Origin of the sequence: Pantoea ananatis PA13 (genome assembly GCF_000233595.1) — a bacterium.
Classification (GTDB): Bacteria; Pseudomonadota; Gammaproteobacteria; order Enterobacterales; family Enterobacteriaceae; genus Pantoea; species Pantoea ananatis.
Map to the genome: position 1 here is coordinate 1,330,038 of NC_017554.1, position 22,008 is coordinate 1,352,045.

Genomic DNA, 22,008 nt, shown 5'->3' on the forward strand with positions numbered 1-22,008 from the left:
CCCATCAGACAAAGCTGACGTCAGTCTCTTTGCGCTTTTTATAGTGCGTGACGGCGATGGCGACCATAATCACGCCACCGACCACGATGTTCATGAAATAGTTGGATACGCCAATCAGGTTGAGGCCGTTCTTTAAAATGGCGATCAGGAAAACCCCCATTAAGGTGCCGCTGACCGTGCCTTTTCCGCCCATCAGGCTGGCACCACCCAGCACGGTGGCAGCCAGCACATCCAGTTCACCGCCGACCAACGCGTTTGGCACCACTTCACCCATGCGATAAACCTGCACCAGTCCGCCAATGGCCGCCATCGCCCCCAGCCAGCCGTAGGCAAAGAGGTGAATCAAACCAACGCGAATCCCGATGCGCCGCGCGGACTCCGCATCACCGCCCACGGCATAAAGCTGGCGGCCCAGATGCGTTTTGTTGAGTAACACGGCCGTCAGGGTGGCGATGACCAGCAGGACGAGCAGGGGCAGGCCAAGCTGAAACGTCTGGCCCTGCCACTCAAACGGCAGCACGCTGCGAAGGGTGATCCACCATTCAGGCAACTGATAGAGGCTGCGTCCGCCGGTTGACCACATCAGCAGCCCAAACAGCAGCGACTGCATGCTGATCGTGATGATGATGGAGACCACCCGCAGCCAGGTAATGAGCCAGGCGTTGATCATGCCGAACAGCGTGCCGCAGGCCACCGCCAGGCCAATACTCAGCAGGGCATGATCAAACTGATAGCGTACAAACAGGGTGGCGATGAAGTACTGCACCACCGAGGCCACGGCAGCAAAGGAGATATCGATGCCGCCGGTGACCAGCACCACAAAGAGCCCAAGTGCGAAGATGCCGGTGACCGCATAGCTTTCGGCTAAATCCAGCAGGTTTTGTACGCTGAGGAACTGGTCGCTGGACAGCGAAAACACCCCAATAAACAGCAGTAAAACCCAGGTCAGCCAGCCCTGGCTGGAATGAGGACGTAAACGGGATAAGTCAGGCATTGATGACCTCCGCCAGTTGCTGTTCTTGCACTCGGTCTGGCTGGTATTCGGCATGGATCGTCCCCTCACGGAAATGCAAAATGCGGTCGCAGTTGTGCCAGACCTCCGGGACTTCATCGGAAATCAACATAATCGATAAGCCTTCTCGCGCCAGTTCGTGGATCAGCTGGTAGATACTGGCCTTCGCGCCGACATCGACGCCGACGGTGGGCGAGTCAAGAATTAACAGGCGAGGTTGAGTGAGTACCCACTTGGCTAAAACAATCTTTTGCTGGTTGCCGCCGGAAAGCGTGGAAATTGCCTGCTCGGGATCGGCTACCCGGACGCCAAGCTGCTGAATCCACTGCAGGATCAGCCTGTTCTTACGGTATTCATCAATCAGGTGAAAGCGGTTTTGCAGCTTATCGAGAATCGGCAACACCATGTTATCGGCCACCGACTGTTGCTGAACCAGCCCCAGCGTCAGACGGTCTTCTGAGACATAGCCAATACCGGCTTTGATGGCGTCTTCATGGCTACGGAAGCGTACCGGTTTCGTGTCCAGCCAAATCTTGCCGCTGTCGGGCTGGGTCATACCAAATAGCGACAGAGCCAGCTCGGTACGACCCGAACCCAGCAGGCCACAGAGCCCCAGCACCTCGCCTTCGTACAAACGAAAATTCACGTCGTGGTACTGCCCGCTCCGGCTGAGGTGTTCGACTTCCAGCAACACGCGATCGCGCCTGCGCGTGACGTTTTTCAACGGATATTCCAGCTTCTGTCCGGTCATCAGTTCTGTCAGACGGTGCGGCGTCATGTCCTGTGCTGGCCAGCTGCCAACCCTGCGGCCATCGCGAATAACCGTCACCCGATCGGAGATTTCCAGTACTTCATCCAGTCGATGGCTGACAAACACCACACAGATGTTTTTCTGTTTGAGATAGCGCACCGTGCGCAGCAGCTGATTCACTTCTGTTCGGGTTAGCGAGGCTGTGGGTTCGTCCATGATCACCAGCCTGGCATCGGCAACGAGTGCCCGGCAAATCGCGACCTGTTGCCGCTGGGCAATGGAGAGGTGCGCCACTTTCTCGTTGAGATCGAGTTCAAACTGAAGCTCGTCAACGATACGTCGGGCGCTGGCATGCAGCCTTTTACGCTGATGCCAGCCGAACAGGCCACGCAGGTTGTGTTCAAACGCAATGTTTTCGGCCACGCTCAGGTTAGGGAACAGAGACAGATCCTGATAGATCACCTGTATACCAAAGTCTCTGGCCTGCTGGGTTGAGAGGCGGGGCAAAATTTCCCCTTCGCCCAGACGGATCTCGCTGCCCTCATCCGGCGCATGAACGCCTGAAATCACCTTAATGAGCGTGCTTTTGCCACAACCATTCGTCCCGGCAAGGCAGTGCACTTCTCCGGCCAGCAGCGTCAGCGAAATATCGCTCAGCGCACGATGACCACCAAACGTTTTCGACAACGCATCTAACGTCACGAGCGTCTGCGGTGCGACAGGTCTCATCTCTACAGCCCCAGCTTAATCAGTTTCGGCAGGTTGGCTTTATCCAGGCTTTCGGTGTTATTGCCCAGAAGGGTATGCGTCGTGTCATCGACCCGGACCTTGCCTAATCCCTCAATGGTCATGCCATCTTTAATGGGCGTGTTTTTCTCCATCATCTCGGCAAGACGGACAAACACTTCACCGGCCGTATGGGGATTCCAGATATAGCCGCCTTTGATCGCGCCCCGGTTGACGAGCTGCGCGCCCTGGCCCGGACTGAAGGCTCCGATGACGCACACCTGGTTAATCTTATTGCGGTTCATTACGGCCCGTCCTGCGCCGATAGGGCCCTGTGAGCCAAAGGCTAAAATCCCTTTCAGATTGGGATATTTAGACATCAGCTCGTTGGTGGTACGGATTGAATCATCCAGCGATTCGCCTACGCCAAATTTGTCGGTGACCAACTGCATTTTGGGATAATGCTGTTTTTGATACGCCAGCGCGGCGTCGGTCCACTGCTGGTGGAGCGGCACCGTCAGGCTGCCAACGTACATGGCGTATTGCCCTTCATCGTGCATACAGGCTGCCAGCGCTTTCATATGGTTGATGCCGTGGGTGGCTGCATCCACTAACTCAAAGTCCCAGTTGGCGAATTTCTGACTCGGTGATTCATGGGTAATCACTTTGATGCCCGCATCGCGCGCCCGCTGTAAGACGGGCTCCAGGACTTTAGGATCGTTGGGGACCACGCCAATGATATCGACTTTCTGCGCAATCAAATCCTCAATAGCGCGTACCTGCAAGGCGGGATCGGCTGCGGTGGGTCCGACCATCCATGCATCTATGCCGCTTTTCGCCGCTTCACTTTTAATCCCGGCTTCCATCGCGTTGAACCATGGAATACCGCCAATTTTCACCACGATGCCCATACGTATTTTTTCTGCTGCCTGAGCCTGGAATGCGAATAATGCGATCAGGGAGCAGGCGATAAGCTGTTTTTTCATAGTGACTCCATTTATTGATTAATAAGCTGCACGGACTGAGGCCGTTGTGAACAGTCGATAATATTTACCCCGTTCCACGCCAGTTCCTGTTCCAGCTCTTTATCTTTTAACTGGTCGGTAATAAGAAAATCCACATCGCGATAATGACAAACACGCGCGAATGAGGGCCGAAGAAACTTAGAGCTATCCATTAATAAATGTTTGCGTTCAGCTGCCAGAATGAGTTGTTGTTTTAAATGTGCATTATGTTCATTCCCCTCGCGTAAATAACCGTCGTTGCCCAAACTGCTACAGGAAAAAAAGATTTTATTTATTTGAAACTCTTTTAACGGTTGTTCAGTCACGATGCCGTGAAAATCTTCATAGCGATCGGAATATTCGCCACCCAGGCAGATCGTGCGAATACTGCTGCGCGCCGCCAGGGTCTGCACAATGCGTAAAGAATTAGTTAATACAGTTAATTCAATATCCGGTAACTGTCGGGCCAGATAAAAACACGTGGTACTACTATCGAGTAATAAACAATCGCCTGGGCTAATAAACCCCAGCGCCCGCTTAGCAATGGTCATTTTGGCATCGACATGTTCATTAATTCGCTGCCGGAAAGATAATTCATACTCATTAATGGCCCGGTTATTTATCTGAATGGCTGCATTATATTGTTTAACCGGAACAGCGCCGCCATGGCTTCGCTGGAGTATGCCTTTCTTTTCCAGTTGGGCTAAATCCCGACGAATCGTTTCCTGCGAAACCTGACATAAGGCGGTCAGTTCAGCGACAATCACGCGTCCATTACGCATTAATTCATCAATAATTCTCTGCTGGCGTTCAATCGGCAACATGCTGGCCTCCGAGGGTTATAAAGTACTGGAAGGCACGCGGCAAAAATGTGGCCTGAGCGTGGCTACGCAGGTCACTCTTCTCACAGCGTGCGTAAAGAGATATTTGTTGGGTTTTTTATGAAAAACTATGTAATAGGTATATTAAAGACGTGACTGATATCACTAAATTAGGGTTAATTAACCGTAAGAAACAGGGCTGACAGGCTTTTATGCCTGCACCTGTGGCGACTATAACATGCCTGTTTTTGACCGTTTATGTGTATTTGACCGATTCGACTGGCGGGAATGTCCGACGAATCCGATTGAGCGCAACAGAGTGAAACAGCATGATGACTATTCTGCAGAGATCACCGCCTTTCTTTTGTTGTAAAGCGGATGTTTTTTAGTCGGTTAGCTGCGCTTGCTGAGCACTTCACAGAATGCGGCCCTCGTGACGTGCGCTATTGCGCTATCATCTTCCACTCAAAGAAGTTGGGGTTCGATTTTCTTAATGTGGTATGGGATGAAATCGCTGTTTGCGTTGTCTGTTTTTATGGTTGCCGCTGCTCAGGCTGATCCGGTACAGAAGCTGTTTTCTGACTGGCAACTCACCTGCAATAATGCGGCGCATTGCGTTGCGCGCAGCATACCTGGCGACCAGGGCCTGGTTATGACGCTTTCCCGCAGTGCGGGATCCGATGACAAACCGTTACTGCGCATCGATTACGGCAGTGCATACAGCGGCGCGCTGCCCGGCCCGGCGCTGCAAGATAATCTTTTAGTCGATCAACGTCGGCTGCGGCCTGACTTCAAGCACTGGACGGTTGAGCCACACCATCTTGCTACCAGCAATCCTATCGCCATTAACGAATTTCTTGAACTGACCATGGATGCGAAAAGCCTGCAGCTGACGTTCAATGCCGGTCCGCAGATTTCGTTGCGCGGTATGAAAGCCGCGTTGTTATTTATGGACGATGTGCAGGGCCGGGTGAATAGCATGAGTGCCTGGGTCAGGCGCGGAGGAAGAACCGGCGTCCCGGCCGCACCGGCCGTACCGCAACTGCCGCCGGCGATGGCTGCGCCTGCGCCACTGACGCGTGACGAGACCAGCGGGCTGATCGACTACGGAACGTGGCGGGTAAATTCGGATACCTGTTCCCTTGATCCCCTGCGCCGCGAAGTCAGCGTCTCGCCGCTGACAGACAAAAAAGCGCTGCTGCTGGTCAGCTGTGAAATGGGCGCATATAACGTGATCGATCTGGCTTTTGAAGTAACGCGTGCGCCGCCCTATGTGGCGCGTGGGATTACGCTGACCTTGCCTTTTACCCCGCCGGGCGCATCAGAGCGCCAGCTGGAGCTGATTAACGCAGATTATGATGCGGCAAGCGGGCAGCTCTATACCTTTGGCAAAGGACGCGGACTTGGCGACTGTGGTACCGCGACCCGCTGGCAGTTTGACGGCGAGCATTTTGTTTTAGCCGAGTATGCCGAGGAGTCAACCTGCGATGCCTGGCACAGCAGTGACGACTGGCCCACGCTTTGGGTGAGCCAGTCAGCCTCATCAGCGGTGAGCGGTTAAGGAATCGCCTGGACCATCATCGGCGAGCCGTTCTGATTGCCCACCAGCTCAGCGAGCAGGTTGTTTACGCCGTCACTCATCGGCGTAAAGCGCGTCAGAGGCGAGCGGGTAACGACCACAAAAACCCCGACGTTTTGCTGGGGAACCATCGCCATATAGGTGATGAAGCCGCCGCCGCCGCCGGTTTTCTGGATAATGCCAGGGCGACCGTTGGCCGGCCCCATATAAACCCACCCCATTCCCAGCGCGTCGGCTTTGCCCGGCACGTCCATGCCGTCAACTTTATGCAACTGGTCGCGACGGTAGATCAGCGTCTGCAGGCGGTCGATCTGTGGCGTACGGTGATTTACCGAGGAGTTGAGGAACTGCTGCATCCAGCGGCCCATATCATCAGGCGTCGAATATACGCCACCGCTGCCGATGGCCGCCAGCGTGTTATTACAGGGGCTGGCGCCTTTTTCCGCCACCATCAGGCGTGCGCACTGCTCAGGTGACGGCGTAAAGGTGGTGTCTTTCATCCCCAGCGGACGGGTAATTAACTGCTGCAGCAGGGCAGGATAAGGCTTACCGGCCGCGCGCGACAGCGCATCGCCCAGCAGGTCATAACCGAGATTGGAATAGGCCGCATTGGTGCCGGGGGCGGCTTTAAGGCTGGCCGTGTTTAACCAACGCCAGCGTTCACTCTGTGTCGGCCAGACAAACACCGGACGATGGGGTTTGCCGCCGGGCTGCTCTCGCGGCAGACCGCTGGTATGGGTAGACAGGTTAATCAGCCGAATGGGCTGACCATCAAAACTGGGCACCCGCTTTCCGGGCGGTGCATATTTACTGAGCGGATCGTCAAGGCGAATCTCCCCGCGCTCGGCCATCTTCACCATGACTTCACTGGTCATCAGCTTGCTCAGTGAGGCAATACGAATTAACGAATCCTTTTGGGGGCGAATATTGTTTCCTGGCCGCGTGTCACCAAAGCTGGCGAAAACCCGCTGATTACCATCTATTGCGACCAGCGCCATGCCTGTCGCACCGCTGGCATAGAAGATATGCTCCGCATAGCGGTCAACAATTTGGGATGCCAGCAACGGATCGGGCGCAACCTGCGCCATGCTTTTAAGGGGAAGCAAAGAAACCAGTAGAGCCAGTACGTAAGGAGTGCGCATTTTCAACGGAGAGGGCTTCGCTATAGGAATCGGGTGAAAACCTATAGTAATCAGTTTGCGGATGACGGGAAGAGCAAAGGACAGTTTTTTTTGTTTCGGATTACAGCATGCGGGCCAGACGGGCCGGTGACGTCACGGGATTGGCGCCGCATTTTGCCCCTGAAAGCCACCTGACTGAACCGGCGCAGGGCGAGCACGGGACACCCGTTCGGTCAGGTGCGTTTGTACATGCGCCGGGGATGGCCCACCTTGCCATACAGCATTTCGACCGTCAGAAAGCCGGTTTCCACGCAGTGCTCCAGGTAGCGGCGGGCGGTCGTTTTACTGAGCCCGGTTTCTGTCATCACCTCATCGACCGAAAAAAGGCGCGTTGTGGCGGGCGTAAACAGTGTCTGAACCCGGGCCAGGGTATTTTCCTCAATGCCTTTGCTGCCGTTATCGTGCGGGTAGTTCTTCGCCTGCAACTGATACAGTACATCGACATTTTTCTGATCGACAATTTTCCATGTGCGCTGCTGGTCTGCGAAGGCGATGAAGTTGGCAAGCGAGCGGTTAAGGCGTTTCCAGGATACCGGTTTAAGCACGTAATCAAAGGCACCGTTGCGAATGGCCTGGCTGCAGGTATCCATATCACTGGCCGCCGTAATAAAAATAATGGAGCAGTTCGCGTTGGCCAGCAACGGATCGCCAATCAGGGTGATGCCTTTGCCATCAGGCAGGTAGTTATCCAGCAGCACCAACTGTGGCGCGGTCAGTTCAAGCTGCTGTCTGGCTTCTGCCAGGGAGCTGGCTATGCCGACCAGCCTGAGCTCAGGGTGCTTACCAATCAGTTCTGCATGAAGCTGAGCCAGTTCAGGCTCATCTTCAACAATCAGGACAGTAACAGGATCATGTTGCATCGCGGACGTTCTCCGTTTCCGTTACGGGACAGCTGTTGGTTTGCGCACAGGGGATAAACAGCGAAAACACCGCGCCACGGGGCACGTTGTCGCTGACCTCAATGGTTCCCCCTGCACGGGTAATATAGCTTTCGGTTAAATACAACCCGATGCCGTGATCGCCTCGGGTTTTGGTCGTCATGCCACGTTCAAACATGCGCTCGCGGATCGCCGGCGTAATGCCCACGCCGCGATCCGCCACTTCAATGAGCAGCTCACGGGTACTGAGTTTAATCAGTACTTCAACAGGTTCATGAGGCAACGGGGCGCGCTGCGTGGCTTCAATGGCGTTGTCCAGCAGGTTGCCAATGACCGAAATCAGTTCGGCATCGGAAAGCGCGGGAAACGGCTTATCCATCAGGCACGCGGGATCAAAATGGAGAATGACGCCTTTTTCTCTGGCGCGCGCGGCTTTGCCCAGTAATAAGCCGCACAGCAGAGGCGAAGTGAATCGAGCCGAGACAAAGTCCAGCAACTCCTGCTCGTGCTCGGACTGCGCTTCAATGTAACCAATCGCTTCGTCAAAACGCCCCATGTGCAACAGCCCGGAAAGCGTGTTCATGCGGTTAAGCTGTTCATGACGCATGATGCGCAGGTTATCGACATAACGTTTCACCTGGCTGAGTTGGGCGCTGAGGGAATCGATGTCGTTAAAATCGCGAAAGGTGATCACCCATCCCATTAGCGCGTCCTCCAGCATGATGCGCACCCGGCTGGCGATGACGGTCAGCGAGTTAAATTGGCAAATTTCATCGTGGGTATCTTTTTCCAGCATTACGGGCTGCGATAAAAAGGGCACGGGGGAGACGATCTGGCTGACAGACTCGCCGCGCAGCGCCTCGGCGGACTGTGACAGTCCCAGCAGCTTGCGGGCAGCCTGATTAATCACTTCGATCCGCAGTTGTTCATTGATAACAATGACGCCTTCATAGATCGATTCCATCATGGCTTTTTGCTGGCGGACCATCAGGCCGATCTCGCGCGGTTCCAGCGAGAAAATCTGTTTTTTAATATTACAGGTAAAAAACCAGGAGAAAATAAACAGGGCAATCAGCACCAGCGCCGCCACGATCAACAGGTTGATCATGTTGCTGAAGGTGATGGCATCCAGATAGCGGGCGAGGTAGCCAACAGAAACAATACCGACGACCTGGCCGCGATCGTTGAGAATAGGCGCCTTACTTCGCAGTGACATTCCCAGGCCGCCTGTCCGAATGGTGGTGATACTTTTCCCTGCCAGCACCGCTGCGTTATCGCCGCCCACCAGCGGTTTGCCAATCCTGTCCGCCGTCACCGAGTGAAAAAGATGCAGGGCCTGGTTATCGCCAATCACAATAAAACTGGCATCGCTTTTCCGGGCGATAGCCTTCATCAGCACATTGATGGTCGTGATGTCACGATCCGCCACCGCTTTTTTCAGTTCCGGAATCAGCGCGATCTCGTCTGCCTGAACCTTCGCGCGCATGCTCATCGCCTGATAAAGCTGCCGGGTGATGCTGACGTAATAATAGCTTCCCAGTAACACGAACAGGACAGACGAAAAAACCACGAGCGAAAGAAACAGCTTCGTTTGAAATGACAACTTCATGACTGTCACACGTATTTTGGAATAATAACTTCAATGTATCATCTTTTTAACAATAGGAACTACATCGGTTTAATTGTTTGATAAATAGTGATTTTTATCGATTACCTACGCTAAAAAAGCCCCTTAAAAGGCTGAGTAACGGCAGCGGGGAATAAAAACCATAAACACCACGGCGATTATCACGATGCGGATCACGCTCTGGAAATAACACCATTAAAACTTTATGCCAGATACCTTCTTCTTCACGTAATTCCGCCTTTTTTCCCGGCATCCTGAAAAAAAAACGATGACGCAAAGAGGATAATAATGAGCTCACCTGATAATTCTTTTCTGTCTGACACGCTGACCCGTTCACCGCGCAGGAAAACCCTGAAAGAGCAGTGGTGGCATATTATGGATAACTGGAAAGTCGGGATTATTCCTCTGCCGCTGTTTGTGCTGGCCGGTGCGCTCATTGCGGTAGACTGCCTGAGTGGAACGCTAAAAAGCGATATCGTGGTCATGGTCGCCACGCTGGCCTTTTTTGGCTTTGCCTGCGGAGAGTTTGGCAAACGCCTGCCCGTGGTGGGGCGTTTAGGGGCAGCGGCTATCTGCGCCACCTTCATTCCTTCTGCGCTGGTGTACTACGGTTTGCTTCCCGACATCGTGGTAACGTCCACGACGCAATTCTACAAATCGACCAATATTCTCTATCTTTACATTTGCTGCATCATTGTCGGCAGCATCATGAGCATGAACCGCACGGTGCTGATCCAGGGCTTTCTGCGCATCTTTTTCCCCATGCTCTGTGGTGAAATCGTGGGGATGATTGTCGGCATGGGCGTGGGTTTAGCGCTGGGGCTGGAACCCTTCCAGATTTTCTTTTTCATCATTCTGCCCATTATGGCGGGAGGCGTCGGTGAAGGTGCCATTCCGCTCTCCATCGGCTATGCGGCATTGCTCCATATGGATCAGGGCGTGGCGCTGGGCCGCATCCTGCCCATGGTTATGCTGGGTGGCGTGACCGCCATTATTATCTCCGGCTGTCTGAACCAACTGGGTAAACGTTATCCGCACCTCACCGGGGAAGGCCAGCTGATGCCAAACGTGACCAATGTTGAACCCGAGCCGCTGCAGTCCGTTTTCTCCGGTAAAGTTGACGTGACGGCGATTGCGTCCGGGGCGCTGCTGGCGGTGCTGCTCTATATGGTAGGGATGTTAGGGCAGAAGCTGACAGGACTGCCTGCGCCGGTAGGGATGCTGTTCCTGGCCGTGCTGGTAAAACTGGTGAATGGGGTTTCTCCGCGTATTCTGGCCGGTTCTCAGGTGGTCTATCGCTTCTTCCGCACGGCGGTAACCTATCCGGTTCTGTTTGCCGTCGGCGTCGCCATCACGCCCTGGCATATTCTGGTTACCGCGTTTACGCTCACCAACCTGCTGGTGATTATCAGCACGGTCAGTGCGCTGGTCGCAACGGGCTTCTTTGTCGGGAAAAAGATTGGCATGCATCCCATCGATGTTGCCATTGTTTCCTGCTGCCAGAGTGGGCAGGGCGGTACGGGCGATGTGGCGATTCTTACCGCCGGTAACCGCATGGGCCTGATGCCGTTTGCGCAGATCGCCACGCGCATCGGCGGGGCCATTAACGTTTCGCTTTCGTTGTTATTACTGAGCCATTTTCTCAAGTAAACCTGTTACGCCGACTGAAGCGCTCGCAAAGCAGCATGGCTCCCGAACGGTGCAGGCGTGAGATAGCCTGCATCCCTTGCCTGGAGTAGGGCTGAGAAAGTGGGAGAGGCTGAGAGAGACGAAAACAGGCGTTCAGAAAAGCGACGTGCCAGCGCAGGGCTGGCACGTCGTGTTAGCCAGGCGACCTGACGCAAAGCAGCAGGTCGCTCAGCAGCAAGTGGATTATGCGGGTTTCAGCAGTGCTTCTGCATGGCTGACGATGTTTTCCACCGTAAAGCCAAATTCAGCAAACAGCTTCTCGGCCGGCGCCGACTCGCCGAAGGTCGTCATGCCCACAATGGCACCGTCCAGGCCAACATATTTATACCAGTAGTCGGCGATGCCTGCTTCTACCGCCACGCGCGCTTTAACCGCAGAAGGCAGCACCGACTCACGGTAAGCGGCATCCTGTGCGTCAAACAGGTCAGTGGAGGGCAGTGAAACCACGCGCACCTTGTGACCGCCAGTTGTCAGCTTCGTCGCGGCACCCAAGGTTATTTCTACCTCGGAGCCGGTCGCAATCAGGATGATGTCTGGCGTGCCGTCGCACTCCTTCAGCACATAACCGCCGCGCTTGATGTTAGCCACCTGCTCTGCGGTACGCTCAGGCTGAGCCAGGTTCTGACGCGACAGGATCAGCGCTGTCGGGCCATGGTGGCGCTCAATAGCTGCCTGCCAGGCGATTGCCGTCTCCACCTGGTCACAGGGGCGCCATACGCTCATGTTTGGCGTCACGCGCAGGCTGGCAATTTGCTCAACCGGCTGGTGGGTTGGGCCGTCCTCGCCCAGGCCAATGGAGTCATGGGTATACACCATGATCTGCCGGGCCTTCATGAGTGCCGCCATGCGCGCCGCGTTACGGGCGTACTCAACGAACATCAGGAAGGTGGCGGTATAGGGCACAAAGCCGCCGTGGTGGGCAATGCCGTTACCGATCGCCGTCATGCCAAATTCACGCACGCCGTAATGGATGTAGTTTCCGGCCGGATCGTCTTTGATGGATTTTGAGCCAGACCAGATGGTGAGGTTGCTCGGTGCCAGGTCGGCAGAACCGCCCAGAAACTCTGGCAGCAGTTTGCCATAGGCTTCCAGGGCATTCTGCGAGGCCTTGCGGCTGGCAATTTTTTGCGGATTGGCCTGCAGCTCGGCAATAAACTTCGCGGTTTCCGTTTCCCAGTTTGCCGGCATGCCGCCGTTCATGCGGCGCTCGTACTCGGCCGCCAGCTCTGGATAAGCCTGCTTATAGGCCGCCAGTTTGTTGTTCCAGGCTTTTTCGCGCTCAGCGCCGGCCTGTTTGGCATCCCACTGCTGGTAAATCTCTTTGGGGATCTCAAACGCCGGATAGTTCCAGCCCAGTTGCTTACGGGTCAGCGCCACTTCTTCTTCGCCTAACGCCGCGCCGTGGGCTTCTTCTTTACCGGCTTTATTCGGTGAGCCGAAGCCAATGACCGTACGGCAGATGATCAGTGACGGCTTGTCGGTGACGCTCTGCGCTTCCTGAATCGCGGCTTTAACCGCATCGGCGTCATGACCGTCGATTTCACCCACCACATGCCAGTTATAGGCTTCAAAGCGTTTGTGCGTATCGTCGGTAAACCAGCCTTCGGTTTCACCATCAATAGAAATACCGTTGTGATCGTAGAAGCCAATCAGTTTGCCCAGTCCGAGCGTACCGGCCAGCGAGCAGACTTCATGAGAAATGCCTTCCATCAGACAACCGTCGCCCATGAAAACATAGGTGAAGTGATCGACGATATCGTGATCGGGACGGTTAAACTGGGCCGCCAGCGTGCGCTCAGCAATCGCCAGACCAACGGCGTTCGCCAGGCCCTGGCCCAACGGACCTGTGGTCGTTTCCACGCCTGGCGTATAGCCAATTTCCGGGTGGCCCGGCGTTTTAGAGTGGAGCTGGCGGAAGTTTTTCAGTTCTTCAATCGGCAGATCGTATCCGGTCAGGTGCAACAGGCTGTACAGCAGCATGGAGCCGTGGCCATTTGAAAGGATAAAGCGGTCACGATCCAGCCAGGCGGGGTTGGTTGGATTGTGCTGGAGGAAATCGCGCCACAGGACTTCGGCGATATCAGCCATGCCCATTGGCGCACCAGGATGACCTGATTTTGCTTTTTGTACCGCATCCATACTTAATGCGCGAATCGCATTAGCCAACTCTCTGCGTGAGGACATAAAGGGTCTCCCTTGTTAAGCATCAGGGCGGGAGTGCTCCCGCCCGGTAAAAGAGGGGGAAAACTACAGGCGCGCTGCCAGCACATCTTCCAGTTTTTGCTGGTCAACGGCGAACTGACGAATACCGTCAGCCAGTTTCTCTACCGCCATCGGGTCCTGATTATGTTCCCAACGGAATTCGGCTTCGGACAGCGGGGAAGGCTGGTGGAAACATTCGGTTGAGGGTTCGAGCTTGCGCTCTACGGGCTCCTCACTGTTTTGCAACTCTTCCAGCAGGTTAGGCGAAAGCGTCAGGCGGTCACAACCGGCCAGGGCAAGCACCTGCTCAACTTTACGGAAGCTGGCGCCCATGATGATGGTGTCATAGCGGTGCTTCTTGTAGTAATCGTAAATGCGGCGTACGGATTTCACGCCGGGATCTTCATCCACGTGATACGGGTCCATCGGTTTGCGGGTGTTGTACCAGTCGTAAATACGGCCCACAAAAGGTGAAATCAGGTAAACACCGGCTTCGGCACAGGCACGGGCCTGCGCGAAGGAGAACAGCAAGGTCAGGTTGCACTGGATACCATTTTTTTCCAGTTCTTCAGCCGCCTTAATGCCTTCCCAGGTGGAAGCCAGTTTGATCAGGATGCGTGAGCGGTCAATGCCGTGTTCTTCATACATGCGAACCAGCTTTTCCGCTTTCGTGACGCACATGCCACGATCGAAGGAGAGGCGCGCATCCACTTCGGTCGAAACACGGCCCGGTATGCTTTTCAGGATTTCCATACCGAGATTGATTGCCACTTTGTCGCTGGCGTTGATGATCTGCGTCTCTTTGCTGCCGCCCTGCTTTTTCGCATAGTCGATGGCGTCATCAATCAGGTGTTTGTAAGGCTGGAGAGCAGATGCTTTCAGAATAAGCGAGGGGTTGGTGGTCGCATCTTGTGGGTGATAATTTCGAATCGATTCGATATCGCCACTGTCAGCCACCACGGTAGTGAACTGTTTAAGGGCTTCAAGCTGGTTCATTTCTACACTCCTTGAAAAAAACGTTGTAACGAAAGGGAACACCTCTGGCCTCGTGCCCTAATCAGTGCAGACATTACCGGTCGCAGTAACGCCGACTCACCACCTTGCAACAGACAGGGTGCAGTGAAAATGCGTTTTCTCTGAATGTTGTGCGATGGGGGTAGCGCGCAATCATCCGAGATGACATTTCTGCGGATAACGACTGCCCGGTTATTAAGAATAGCAGCCATGACAAATGACGCAGACCAGACTGTAACAATCTGTGCCTTAAGAAATGAGGTTCTTTGAAGCGCCTCACCGCTTTGTGGTTGTCTGCTTTCTATACTGGGCGTTCACTTACCTGGCGAAGAAGGATGTCAAATGGATGACCAACTGAAGCAAAGTGCGCTCGATTTTCACCAGTATCCCACTCCCGGCAAGATTCAGGTCTCGCCCACTAAACCGCTGGCCACTCAGCGCGATCTGGCCCTGGCCTATTCACCCGGCGTCGCCGCACCCTGCTTAGAAATTGCCGCCGATCCCCTGGCCGCCCATAAATACACCGCACGCGGTAATCTGGTGGCGGTCATTTCTAACGGCACGGCGGTGCTGGGCCTGGGCAACATTGGTGCGCTGGCCGGTAAGCCGGTGATGGAAGGCAAGGGCGTTTTATTCAAGAAGTTTGCCGGTATTGACGTCTTTGATATTGAGGTCGATGAGCACGATCCCGATAAGCTGATTGAGATCGTCGCGGCGCTGGAACCCACCTTCGGCGGCATCAACCTGGAAGATATCAAAGCGCCAGAGTGTTTCTATATTGAGCAGCAGCTACGGCAACGCATGAAAATCCCGGTGTTCCACGACGATCAGCACGGCACGGCGATTATCTGCACGGCGGCGGTGTTAAACGGATTGCGTATTATCAAGAAGGCGATTTCCGACGTGCGGCTGGTGGTCTCCGGCGCGGGCGCCTCGGCGATTGCCTGCATGAATCTGCTGGTCGCGTTGGGTTTGCAGAAGCACAATATTCAGGTGTGCGATTCAAAAGGGCTGATCTACCGAGGGCGCGAGCCCAATATGGCGGAGACCAAGGCCGACTATGCGGTTGAGGATCAGGGAAAACGTACGCTGGCCGAGGTTATTGAGGGCGCCGACATTTTTCTGGGCTGCTCTGGCCCGGATGTCCTGACGCCTGACATGGTCAAAACCATGGCCAGCGATCCGCTGATTCTGGCGCTGGCGAATCCGCAGCCAGAAATTCTGCCGCCGCTCGCTAAGGCCGTGCGGCCTGACGCCATTATCTGCACCGGCCGTTCTGACTATCCTAATCAGGTGAATAACGTCCTGTGCTTTCCGTTTATCTTTCGGGGAGCGCTGGATGTTGGCGCAACGGCCATCAATGAAGAGATGAAGCTGGCGGCGGTGCACGCGATAGCCGAGCTGGCGCAGGCGGAGCAGAGCGATGTGGTGGCTTCGGCCTATAGCGATCAGGACCTGAGCTTTGGCCCGGAATATCTGATCCCCAAACCCTTCGATCCCCGGTTAATTGTGCAGATCGCCCCGGCGGTGGCGAAGGCGGCGATGGATTCCGGTGTGGCGACCCGGCCCATTAGCGACTTCGACGCCTATCGCGAACAGCTCACGGAATTCGTCTATAAAACCAATCTGTTTATGAAACCGATTTTCTCTCAGGCGCGCAAAGCGCCGAAGCGCGTGGTGCTGGCAGAGGGGGAAGAGGTTCGGGTGCTGCATGCGACGCAGGAATTAGTGTCGTTGGGGCTGGCAAAACCTGTTTTGATAGGCCGCCCGAACGTTATCGCGATGCGCCTTGAAAAGCAGGGGCTGAAGATCGAAGCCGGAAAGGATTTCGAAATCGTCAACAACGAATCCGATCCCCGTTTTAAAGCATACTGGAACGAGTATTACCAGATGATGAAGCGGCGCGGCGTAACGCCCGAGCAGGCACAGCGCGCGGTGATCGGTAATCCGACGCTCATTGGGGCCATCATGGTCTATCGCGGTGAAGCGGATGCGCTCATCTGCGGCACCATCGGGGATTACAACGAGCACTACGAGATTGTGGAGAAAGTGCTGGGCCTGCGTTCCGATGTGAAAGTGGCAGGGGCCATGAATGCCTTGCTGCTGCCGCACGGCAACACCTTTATTGCGGATACCTACGTAAATGAAGATCCCACACCCGAACAGTTAGCGGACATCACGTTAATGGCGGCCGAAACCGTGCGGCGATTTGGTATTGAACCGCGGGTTGCCCTGCTGTCGCACTCCAGCTTTGGCACCTCAAATTCTCCTGGCGCTCGAAAAATGCGTGACGTACTGGCGCTGGTGCAGCAGCGCGCACCTGAGCTGGAAATTGACGGCGAGATGCACGGCGATGCGGCACTGGTAGAGAGCATTCGTCGGGAGATCATGCCCGACAGCCCGCTGAAAGGCAGCGCCAACCTGTTGATTATGCCCAACGTGGAGGCGGCACGAATCAGCTACAACCTGCTGCGCGTCTCGCACGCTGACGGCGTGACGGTGGGGCCGGTGCTGATGGGGATGACCAAACCCGTGCACGTACTCACCCGCATCGCCTCCGTGCGGCGCATCGTTAATATGGTGGCGCTGGCGGTGGTAGAAGCACAAACCCAGCCGCTGTAACACAACGGGGCCGCATGCAGCCCCGATTTTCACCTTCGCGCATGAAAGCGCTGTTAACTTTGTCTTCCTGCCCGTTACGCGGGGCAGGAAGACGAACGTCACTCGGGCAGGTTAAGCCAGTTCTTCACCGGCAGAAAATCGCGGTAGAGCGCGGCCTCTGGCGAATCCGGCTCAGGATGATAATCATATTCCCAGCGTACCAGAGGCGGCAGAGACATCAGAATCGATTCCGTTCTGCCTCCGGTTTGCAGGCCAAACAGCGTGCCGCGATCCCACACCAGATTAAATTCCACGTAGCGACCACGACGATAGAGCTGAAACTGACGTTCACGCTCGCCAAACGGCAACGACTTGCGGCGCGCCACGATGGGCTGATAGGCGTCCAGGAATCCCCGGCCCACCGCCTGAATCAGCGCGAAGCTTTTTTCAAAGCCAGGCAGATGAACATCATCGAAGAACAGGCCACCAATGCCGCGCTGCTCGTCACGATGTTTCAGGTAGAAATAGTCGTCGCACCATTTTTTAAAGCGCGGGTACACGTCCTCGCCAAAAGGCTGGCAGAGATCAAATGCCGTCTGATGCCAGTGCAGCGCATCCTCTTCGAAACCGTAAAACGGTGTCATATCGAAGCCGCCGCCAAACCACCAGATAGGCTCGGCACCTGGTTTTTCGGCAATAAAGAAACGCACGTTGGCATGGCTGGTCGGCACATAGGGATTGTGCGGATGAATCACCAGCGACACGCCCATGGCTTCAAAACTGCACCCGGCCAGTTCAGGCCGATGCGCGGTAGCGGACGCGGGCATCTGATCGCCATGAACGTGCGAAAAGTTGACGCCGGCCTGTTCAAAGACGGCGCCATCACGCAGCACGCGGCTTCGTCCGCCGCCGCCGCCGGGGCGCTGCCAGCTGTCTTCAATAAAATGGGCACCGCCGTCTTCGGCGGTCAGCTTGCGACAAATCTCATCCTGCAAATCCAACAGGAACGTTTTTACACGGGAGATATCTGGCATGTGATGAGCTTCTCTTGGTAAAAATTGGACGTGATTATAGCTGATTCATTATGACATTCGGCGATCGTACTCATCAAAGTAGTTGATTATTCCCGTGGCGATAGCCGACGCGATTTTTTGACGAAACGCGCTGGTGCCCAATAGCTGCTCTTCCCGTGGGTTGGTGATAAACGAGGTTTCCACCAGTACCGAGGGAATCGACGGGGATTTTAATACGGCAAAAGCGGCCTGTTCCGTGTGCTGACTGTGAAGGTGGTGCACCGGACGGATCTGATCCAGCACATGTTTACCCAGCGTCAGGCTGTTCTTAATGGTATCCGTTTGCACCAGGTCAAAGAGGATCTGCTGCAGATAGTGATCCTGCGCTTCCACCTTTGCGCCACCGACCTTGTCGGCATCGTTCTCTCTGTTTGACAGATAGCGCGCCATGCTACTGCTGGCACCGCGGTTGGACAGGGCGAAGACTGAGGCGCCGTTGGCATCGGGGCTGGTGTAGCCATCGGCATGGATGGACATAAACAGATTCGCGCCATGCTGATGGGCAATTTCCACGCGCTGATAAAGCGGAATAAAGTGATCGCTGTCGCGCGTCAGCCGCACCTCAATGCGCGGATGGGACTGCAGTTCACGGCGCACGTTATTGGCAATTTCCAGGACGATATGTTTCTCTTCCGCGCCTTCTTCGCCTACCGCACCCGAATCAATCCCGCCGTGCCCCGGATCGATCATCACAATGCGTTTACCGTTACTGGTGGGTGGCTTGGGTGAGGAGTGACGAGAAGAGAGCGAAGCCTGCTGTTCTTTCGCCTGAACGGCGCGCGGGGACAAAACAGCCAGCGCCAGTCCTGACAGCAGAAGCTGGCGGCGGTGAATCAAACGTTTAAGCAAATGCATGTGCAGGTCCATAAGCAACAATCATGCAAAGTGTTATAGCGTAACGTTAGCGCCAGGGCGATCTTTCAAGCATTTCAGGTTATTACTTTGTATTTCAGCCCACTAACAGCCAAATCCCTTTTTTTTAACGTTGCCGCCAGTGGGGAGGGTTGCGCCCGACGAAGAAAGCGTGATAATCAGCAAATTGTGGTAAATAGCAGGAAAAGAAGATGGAAATCCGCACCTTCCGCCAGGAAGACTTTGAAGAAGTAATCACGCTCTGGGAACGCTGTGATTTGTTACGCCCGTGGAACGATCCGGAACTGGATATCGAACGTAAAATGCATCACGACGCCGATCTTTTTCTGGTGGCTGAAGTGGGCGGTGAAGTTGTCGGAACGGTCATGGGCGGCTACGACGGGCATCGCGGGGCGGCCTACTATCTGGCCGTGCATCCTGATTATCAGGGGCGTGGTTTTGCCAATGCCTTGATGAACCGGCTTGAAAAAAAACTCATTGCGCGCGGCTGCCCAAAAATCCATTTGATGGTACGTGAAGAAAACGATCAGGTCGTCGCCTTCTATGAAAAACTCGACTATGAAACGGTCGATGTGGTGTTGCTGGGTAAACGTTTAATCGAAGATCGTGAATATTAATTCCGTCTGGCCGCCTGAAGAGTACGACGATAAAGGTCAGCTGCGTCTGCCGTTTCTTTTTTGGCTGATTCTGCTGCTGCAGTCGCGTACCTGGCTGTTGCTGATCATGGCTGGCGCCTCACGCCAGCAGGGAAACGATCTTCTGGCGCTCTTTTATCCCGATCGCCAGGCCTTCTGGGTAGGGCTGGCGCTTGGCTTACCGGCGCTGGCGGGCCTGCTGCTGACCGGCTATCGTTCGCGTTTGCCCCGAGTGTGGCGCAGCTGGCGTCAGGTGTTGATGCTTTCCGTAGCAATTAACCTGATTTGGCAAGGCGCACAGCTGTATCTGGCGGACTTCCTCAGTTCACCGCTTCCCCTGTTACTGACGCTATTCGATCTGCTCGCGCTGCTCTGGTTATTCAGCAGCGTTCGGCTTCGCGCCTGCTTTTTACCCCAACCGCATGCTGAATAAACTTTTTGCCGCTTTGCGACTCCAATCAGTTCTGCCTTAATGTTCTTTTATTAACAGGAGTTTTCATGAAAGCTGTTCGTTACACGTTACTGACTGTGGCCATGCTGGTCAGTGGGTGTGCCAGTTCCTCCGGTACTGATGCTAACAGCAGCCAGCAGGTAAGCTGGTGGAATCCACTGAGCTATCACTGGTCTGCCGCGCTGCCGTGGAACTGGTTTGGTTCCTCGCTTACGGCCACAGAGCAGGGCGTGGGCGGCATCAATGGCTCAACGACCATGACCGAAGCCGCCATAAAAGAGGGGTTGAAAGGCAAGTACGATCTGCGTCAGGGCATGCGCGGCCATAACGGCCAGGTGGTGTCGTTCTGGCAGGCTATGGATGACGGCAAAGTGATGCTGGTGATTTATGGTCAGACGCAGGTCGATCGCATTGAGGTGCTGGACAGCCGTATCGCCAGCGCCGATGGCAGCAAAATCGGTGACGCGTTCAGCGCCAAATTCGACAAAGCCTTCAACAACTGCGTGCTGGCGAGCGGACTGGACAACCGTGACGTGGAGTGCCGCGCGCCCAACAGTCAGCATCTTCGCTATGTCTACAGCGGAACCTGGCACGGGCCAGAAGGGTTGATGCCGTCGGATGACACACTCAAGAGCTGGACGCTCAGCAAAATTGTCTGGCAGCGCTAAGTCTTTTTTCACACCGCTCAACCGCAGGGCATAACCGGCCCTGCGCGTCCAATTCTGTTTTTCGTCTGTCTTTTCCCGCCGCCTTATGCCTTTTTCGACTTTGAAATCAGCAAACGATATATAAAACCGTTACGGGTTTACGCTGAGTTATAAATAAACTGCTGTATCTGCAGATGAGATCTGCATCAAATTTCCTCAGGGTGAACCATGACCTTACCAGCGATGAAAAAAATCGTGAGCGGACTCGCACTGTCGCTGAGTCTGGCCGGTGCCGCAAACGCGACCGAGCTGTTGAACAGCTCTTACGATGTCGCACGTGAATTATTTGTCGCCCTGAATGCGCCTTTTGTCAGCCAGTGGGATGCCAGCCATCCTGACGACAAGCTGACCATTAAGATGTCCCATGCCGGGTCATCCAAACAGGCGCTGGCTATCCTGCAAGGCCTGCGTGCCGATGTGGTGACCTATAACCAGGTCACCGATGTGCAGGTGCTGCACGATAAAGGCAAACTGATCCCTGCCGACTGGCAAACCCGCCTGCCGAATAACAGTTCGCCGTTTTACTCCACCATGGCGTTCCTGGTGCGCAAGGGAAACCCAAAGCAGATTCACGACTGGTCCGATTTAACCCGTGACGATGTGAAGCTGATTTTTCCTAATCCCAAAACCTCCGGCAACGGACGTTATACCTATCTTGCTGCCTGGGGCGCCGCCAGCAACGCTGACGGGGGCGATCAGGCTAAAACCCGCGCTTTTATGACAAAATTTCTGAAAAATGTTGAGGTCTTCGATACCGGTGGCCGAGGTGCTACGACCACCTTTGCTGAACGCGGTCTGGGTGATGTGTTGATCAGTTTTGAGTCTGAAGTGAATAACATCCGCAACCAGTACGGAAAAGACGACTACGAAGTCGTGGTGCCTAAAACCGATATTCTCGCGGAGTTTCCCGTTGCCTGGGTGGATAAAAACGTTGAGCAGAATAAAACAGCCGATGCAGCGAAAGCCTATCTGGCCTGGCTGTATTCTCCTGCGGCGCAGAAAATTATTACGGATTTCTATTACCGCGTGAACAATCCGCAGTTAATGGCGCAGCAAAAAGCCCGTTTTCCTGCCACGAACCTGTTTCGTGTTGAAGACATTTTTGGCGGCTGGGATAACGTGATGAAAACCCATTTCGCCAGCGGTGGCGAGCTAGACCAGTTATTAGCGGCGGGGCGGTGATC

Annotated in this window: 19 protein-coding genes; 7 read left to right on the forward strand and 12 right to left on the reverse strand. The window is 54.8% G+C overall.

Going from position 1 to position 22,008, the window contains the following annotated elements:
- Positions 1–4: 4 nt before the first annotated feature.
- The 4 genes from PAGR_RS06355 to PAGR_RS06370 are packed head-to-tail and all read right to left on the reverse strand — an operon-like array spanning position 5 to position 4,317.
- Entirely contained in the window at positions 5–994 is a 990-nt protein-coding gene (locus PAGR_RS06355; protein ID WP_014605306.1) for an ABC transporter permease, read from the reverse strand.
- On the reverse strand, positions 987–2,492 hold the full coding sequence (locus PAGR_RS06360; RefSeq protein ID WP_013026664.1) for a sugar ABC transporter ATP-binding protein: 1,506 nt from the start codon (positions 2,490–2,492) through the stop codon (positions 987–989). Before PAGR_RS06360 ends, PAGR_RS06355 begins: the two co-directional genes overlap by 8 nt.
- Before the next feature lie 2 nt (positions 2,493–2,494).
- Complete coding sequence (locus PAGR_RS06365) at positions 2,495–3,475, reverse strand: substrate-binding domain-containing protein (RefSeq protein ID WP_013026663.1); 981 nt, start codon at positions 3,473–3,475, stop codon at positions 2,495–2,497.
- 11 nt (positions 3,476–3,486) lie between these two features.
- Positions 3,487–4,317 (reverse strand): DeoR/GlpR family DNA-binding transcription regulator, encoded by an 831-nt coding sequence (locus tag PAGR_RS06370; RefSeq protein ID WP_013026662.1) that lies wholly within the window; start codon positions 4,315–4,317, stop codon positions 3,487–3,489.
- Between the two features lie 490 nt (positions 4,318–4,807).
- On the opposite strand from PAGR_RS06370, the gene PAGR_RS06375 reads away from it, so the two are divergent.
- Positions 4,808–5,875 carry a DUF1176 domain-containing protein gene (locus tag PAGR_RS06375; RefSeq protein ID WP_014605307.1) on the forward strand — a complete coding sequence of 356 codons (1,068 nt, stop codon included), beginning with the start codon at positions 4,808–4,810 and terminating at the stop codon, positions 5,873–5,875.
- Here the strand turns inward: PAGR_RS06375 and ampH are convergent.
- The 4 genes from ampH to PAGR_RS06395 all read right to left on the reverse strand — a co-directional run bounded on the left by ampH (position 5,872) and on the right by PAGR_RS06395 (position 9,877).
- Complete coding sequence (ampH, locus tag PAGR_RS06380; protein WP_014594262.1) at positions 5,872–7,035, reverse strand: D-alanyl-D-alanine-carboxypeptidase/endopeptidase AmpH; 1,164 nt, start codon at positions 7,033–7,035, stop codon at positions 5,872–5,874. The genes PAGR_RS06375 and ampH overlap by 4 nt on opposite strands.
- A 212-nt stretch (positions 7,036–7,247) precedes the next feature.
- Positions 7,248–7,934, reverse strand: a complete 687-nt coding sequence (locus PAGR_RS06385) for a response regulator (RefSeq protein WP_013026659.1) — start codon at positions 7,932–7,934, stop codon at positions 7,248–7,250.
- On the reverse strand, positions 7,924–9,561 hold the full coding sequence (locus PAGR_RS06390) for an ATP-binding protein (RefSeq protein ID WP_014605308.1): 1,638 nt from the start codon (positions 9,559–9,561) through the stop codon (positions 7,924–7,926). Before PAGR_RS06390 ends, PAGR_RS06385 begins: the two co-directional genes overlap by 11 nt.
- 94 nt (positions 9,562–9,655) lie before the next feature.
- A complete protein-coding gene (locus PAGR_RS06395; RefSeq protein ID WP_044042305.1) occupies positions 9,656–9,877 on the reverse strand; it encodes a hypothetical protein in 222 nt (73 codons plus the stop codon).
- Between PAGR_RS06395 and PAGR_RS06400 the strand changes: the two genes are divergently transcribed.
- Entirely contained in the window at positions 9,868–11,229 is a 1,362-nt protein-coding gene (locus PAGR_RS06400; RefSeq protein ID WP_014594259.1) for a 2-hydroxycarboxylate transporter family protein, read from the forward strand. The two genes, PAGR_RS06395 and PAGR_RS06400, sit on opposite strands and share 10 nt — an antisense overlap.
- A 222-nt stretch (positions 11,230–11,451) precedes the next feature.
- Here PAGR_RS06400 and tkt read toward each other — a convergent pair whose 3' ends face one another.
- Both tkt and tal read right to left on the reverse strand, forming a co-directional pair.
- Positions 11,452–13,452: a transketolase gene (gene tkt / locus PAGR_RS06405; protein WP_013026656.1), complete on the reverse strand. Its 2,001-nt coding sequence runs from the start codon at positions 13,450–13,452 to the stop codon at positions 11,452–11,454.
- 63 nt (positions 13,453–13,515) lie between these two features.
- The gene (tal, locus tag PAGR_RS06410; protein ID WP_014594257.1) at positions 13,516–14,466 is read right to left on the reverse strand and encodes a transaldolase; all 951 of its coding nucleotides are present in this window, start codon (positions 14,464–14,466) and stop codon (positions 13,516–13,518) included.
- 360 nt (positions 14,467–14,826) lie between these two features.
- Here tal and maeB point away from each other — a divergent pair, with 360 nt between their 5' ends.
- Positions 14,827–17,106 (forward strand): NADP-dependent oxaloacetate-decarboxylating malate dehydrogenase, encoded by a 2,280-nt coding sequence (maeB, locus tag PAGR_RS06415; protein WP_013026654.1) that lies wholly within the window; start codon positions 14,827–14,829, stop codon positions 17,104–17,106.
- Between the two features lie 98 nt (positions 17,107–17,204).
- On the opposite strand, the gene hemF is transcribed toward maeB, so the two are convergent.
- On the reverse strand, positions 17,205–18,119 hold the full coding sequence (gene hemF, locus PAGR_RS06420; RefSeq protein WP_013026653.1) for an oxygen-dependent coproporphyrinogen oxidase: 915 nt from the start codon (positions 18,117–18,119) through the stop codon (positions 17,205–17,207).
- Between the two features lie 48 nt (positions 18,120–18,167).
- Positions 18,168–19,013 carry an N-acetylmuramoyl-L-alanine amidase AmiA gene (amiA, locus tag PAGR_RS06425; RefSeq protein ID WP_028715444.1) on the reverse strand — a complete coding sequence of 282 codons (846 nt, stop codon included), beginning with the start codon at positions 19,011–19,013 and terminating at the stop codon, positions 18,168–18,170.
- Between the two features lie 209 nt (positions 19,014–19,222).
- Here amiA and PAGR_RS06430 point away from each other — a divergent pair, with 209 nt between their 5' ends.
- The 4 genes from PAGR_RS06430 to PAGR_RS06445 all read left to right on the forward strand — a co-directional run bounded on the left by PAGR_RS06430 (position 19,223) and on the right by PAGR_RS06445 (position 22,006).
- Positions 19,223–19,648: a GNAT family acetyltransferase gene (locus PAGR_RS06430; RefSeq protein ID WP_006117810.1), complete on the forward strand. Its 426-nt coding sequence runs from the start codon at positions 19,223–19,225 to the stop codon at positions 19,646–19,648.
- Positions 19,638–20,099, forward strand: a complete 462-nt coding sequence (locus tag PAGR_RS06435; protein WP_013026651.1) for a DUF2919 family protein — start codon at positions 19,638–19,640, stop codon at positions 20,097–20,099. The genes PAGR_RS06430 and PAGR_RS06435 overlap by 11 nt, the downstream gene beginning before the upstream one ends.
- A gap of 65 nt (positions 20,100–20,164) precedes the next feature.
- Entirely contained in the window at positions 20,165–20,785 is a 621-nt protein-coding gene (locus PAGR_RS06440; RefSeq protein WP_014605310.1) for an RpoE-regulated lipoprotein, read from the forward strand.
- Positions 20,786–20,992: 207 nt separating this feature from the next.
- Entirely contained in the window at positions 20,993–22,006 is a 1,014-nt protein-coding gene (locus PAGR_RS06445; protein ID WP_013026649.1) for a sulfate ABC transporter substrate-binding protein, read from the forward strand.
- Positions 22,007–22,008 lie beyond the last annotated feature (2 nt).

Bases quoted from the DNA above. Each gene is read 5' to 3' on its own strand.
- PAGR_RS06355 (WP_014605306.1), bottom strand. From the start codon at position 994: ATGCCTGACTTATCCCGTTTACGTCCTCATTCCAGCCAGGGCTGGCTG.
- PAGR_RS06360 (WP_013026664.1), bottom strand. From the start codon at position 2,492: ATGAGACCTGTCGCACCGCAGACGCTCGTGACGTTAGATGCGTTGTCG.
- PAGR_RS06365 (WP_013026663.1), bottom strand. From the start codon at position 3,475: ATGAAAAAACAGCTTATCGCCTGCTCCCTGATCGCATTATTCGCATTC.
- PAGR_RS06370 (WP_013026662.1), bottom strand. From the start codon at position 4,317: ATGTTGCCGATTGAACGCCAGCAGAGAATTATTGATGAATTAATGCGT.
- PAGR_RS06375 (WP_014605307.1), top strand. From the start codon at position 4,808: ATGTGGTATGGGATGAAATCGCTGTTTGCGTTGTCTGTTTTTATGGTT.
- ampH (WP_014594262.1), bottom strand. From the start codon at position 7,035: ATGCGCACTCCTTACGTACTGGCTCTACTGGTTTCTTTGCTTCCCCTT.
- PAGR_RS06385 (WP_013026659.1), bottom strand. From the start codon at position 7,934: ATGCAACATGATCCTGTTACTGTCCTGATTGTTGAAGATGAGCCTGAA.
- PAGR_RS06390 (WP_014605308.1), bottom strand. From the start codon at position 9,561: ATGAAGTTGTCATTTCAAACGAAGCTGTTTCTTTCGCTCGTGGTTTTT.
- PAGR_RS06400 (WP_014594259.1), top strand. From the start codon at position 9,868: ATGAGCTCACCTGATAATTCTTTTCTGTCTGACACGCTGACCCGTTCA.
- tkt (WP_013026656.1), bottom strand. From the start codon at position 13,452: ATGTCCTCACGCAGAGAGTTGGCTAATGCGATTCGCGCATTAAGTATG.
- tal (WP_014594257.1), bottom strand. From the start codon at position 14,466: ATGAACCAGCTTGAAGCCCTTAAACAGTTCACTACCGTGGTGGCTGAC.
- maeB (WP_013026654.1), top strand. From the start codon at position 14,827: ATGGATGACCAACTGAAGCAAAGTGCGCTCGATTTTCACCAGTATCCC.
- hemF (WP_013026653.1), bottom strand. From the start codon at position 18,119: ATGCCAGATATCTCCCGTGTAAAAACGTTCCTGTTGGATTTGCAGGAT.
- amiA (WP_028715444.1), bottom strand. From the start codon at position 19,013: ATGCATTTGCTTAAACGTTTGATTCACCGCCGCCAGCTTCTGCTGTCA.
- PAGR_RS06430 (WP_006117810.1), top strand. From the start codon at position 19,223: ATGGAAATCCGCACCTTCCGCCAGGAAGACTTTGAAGAAGTAATCACG.
- PAGR_RS06440 (WP_014605310.1), top strand. From the start codon at position 20,165: ATGAAAGCTGTTCGTTACACGTTACTGACTGTGGCCATGCTGGTCAGT.
- PAGR_RS06445 (WP_013026649.1), top strand. From the start codon at position 20,993: ATGACCTTACCAGCGATGAAAAAAATCGTGAGCGGACTCGCACTGTCG.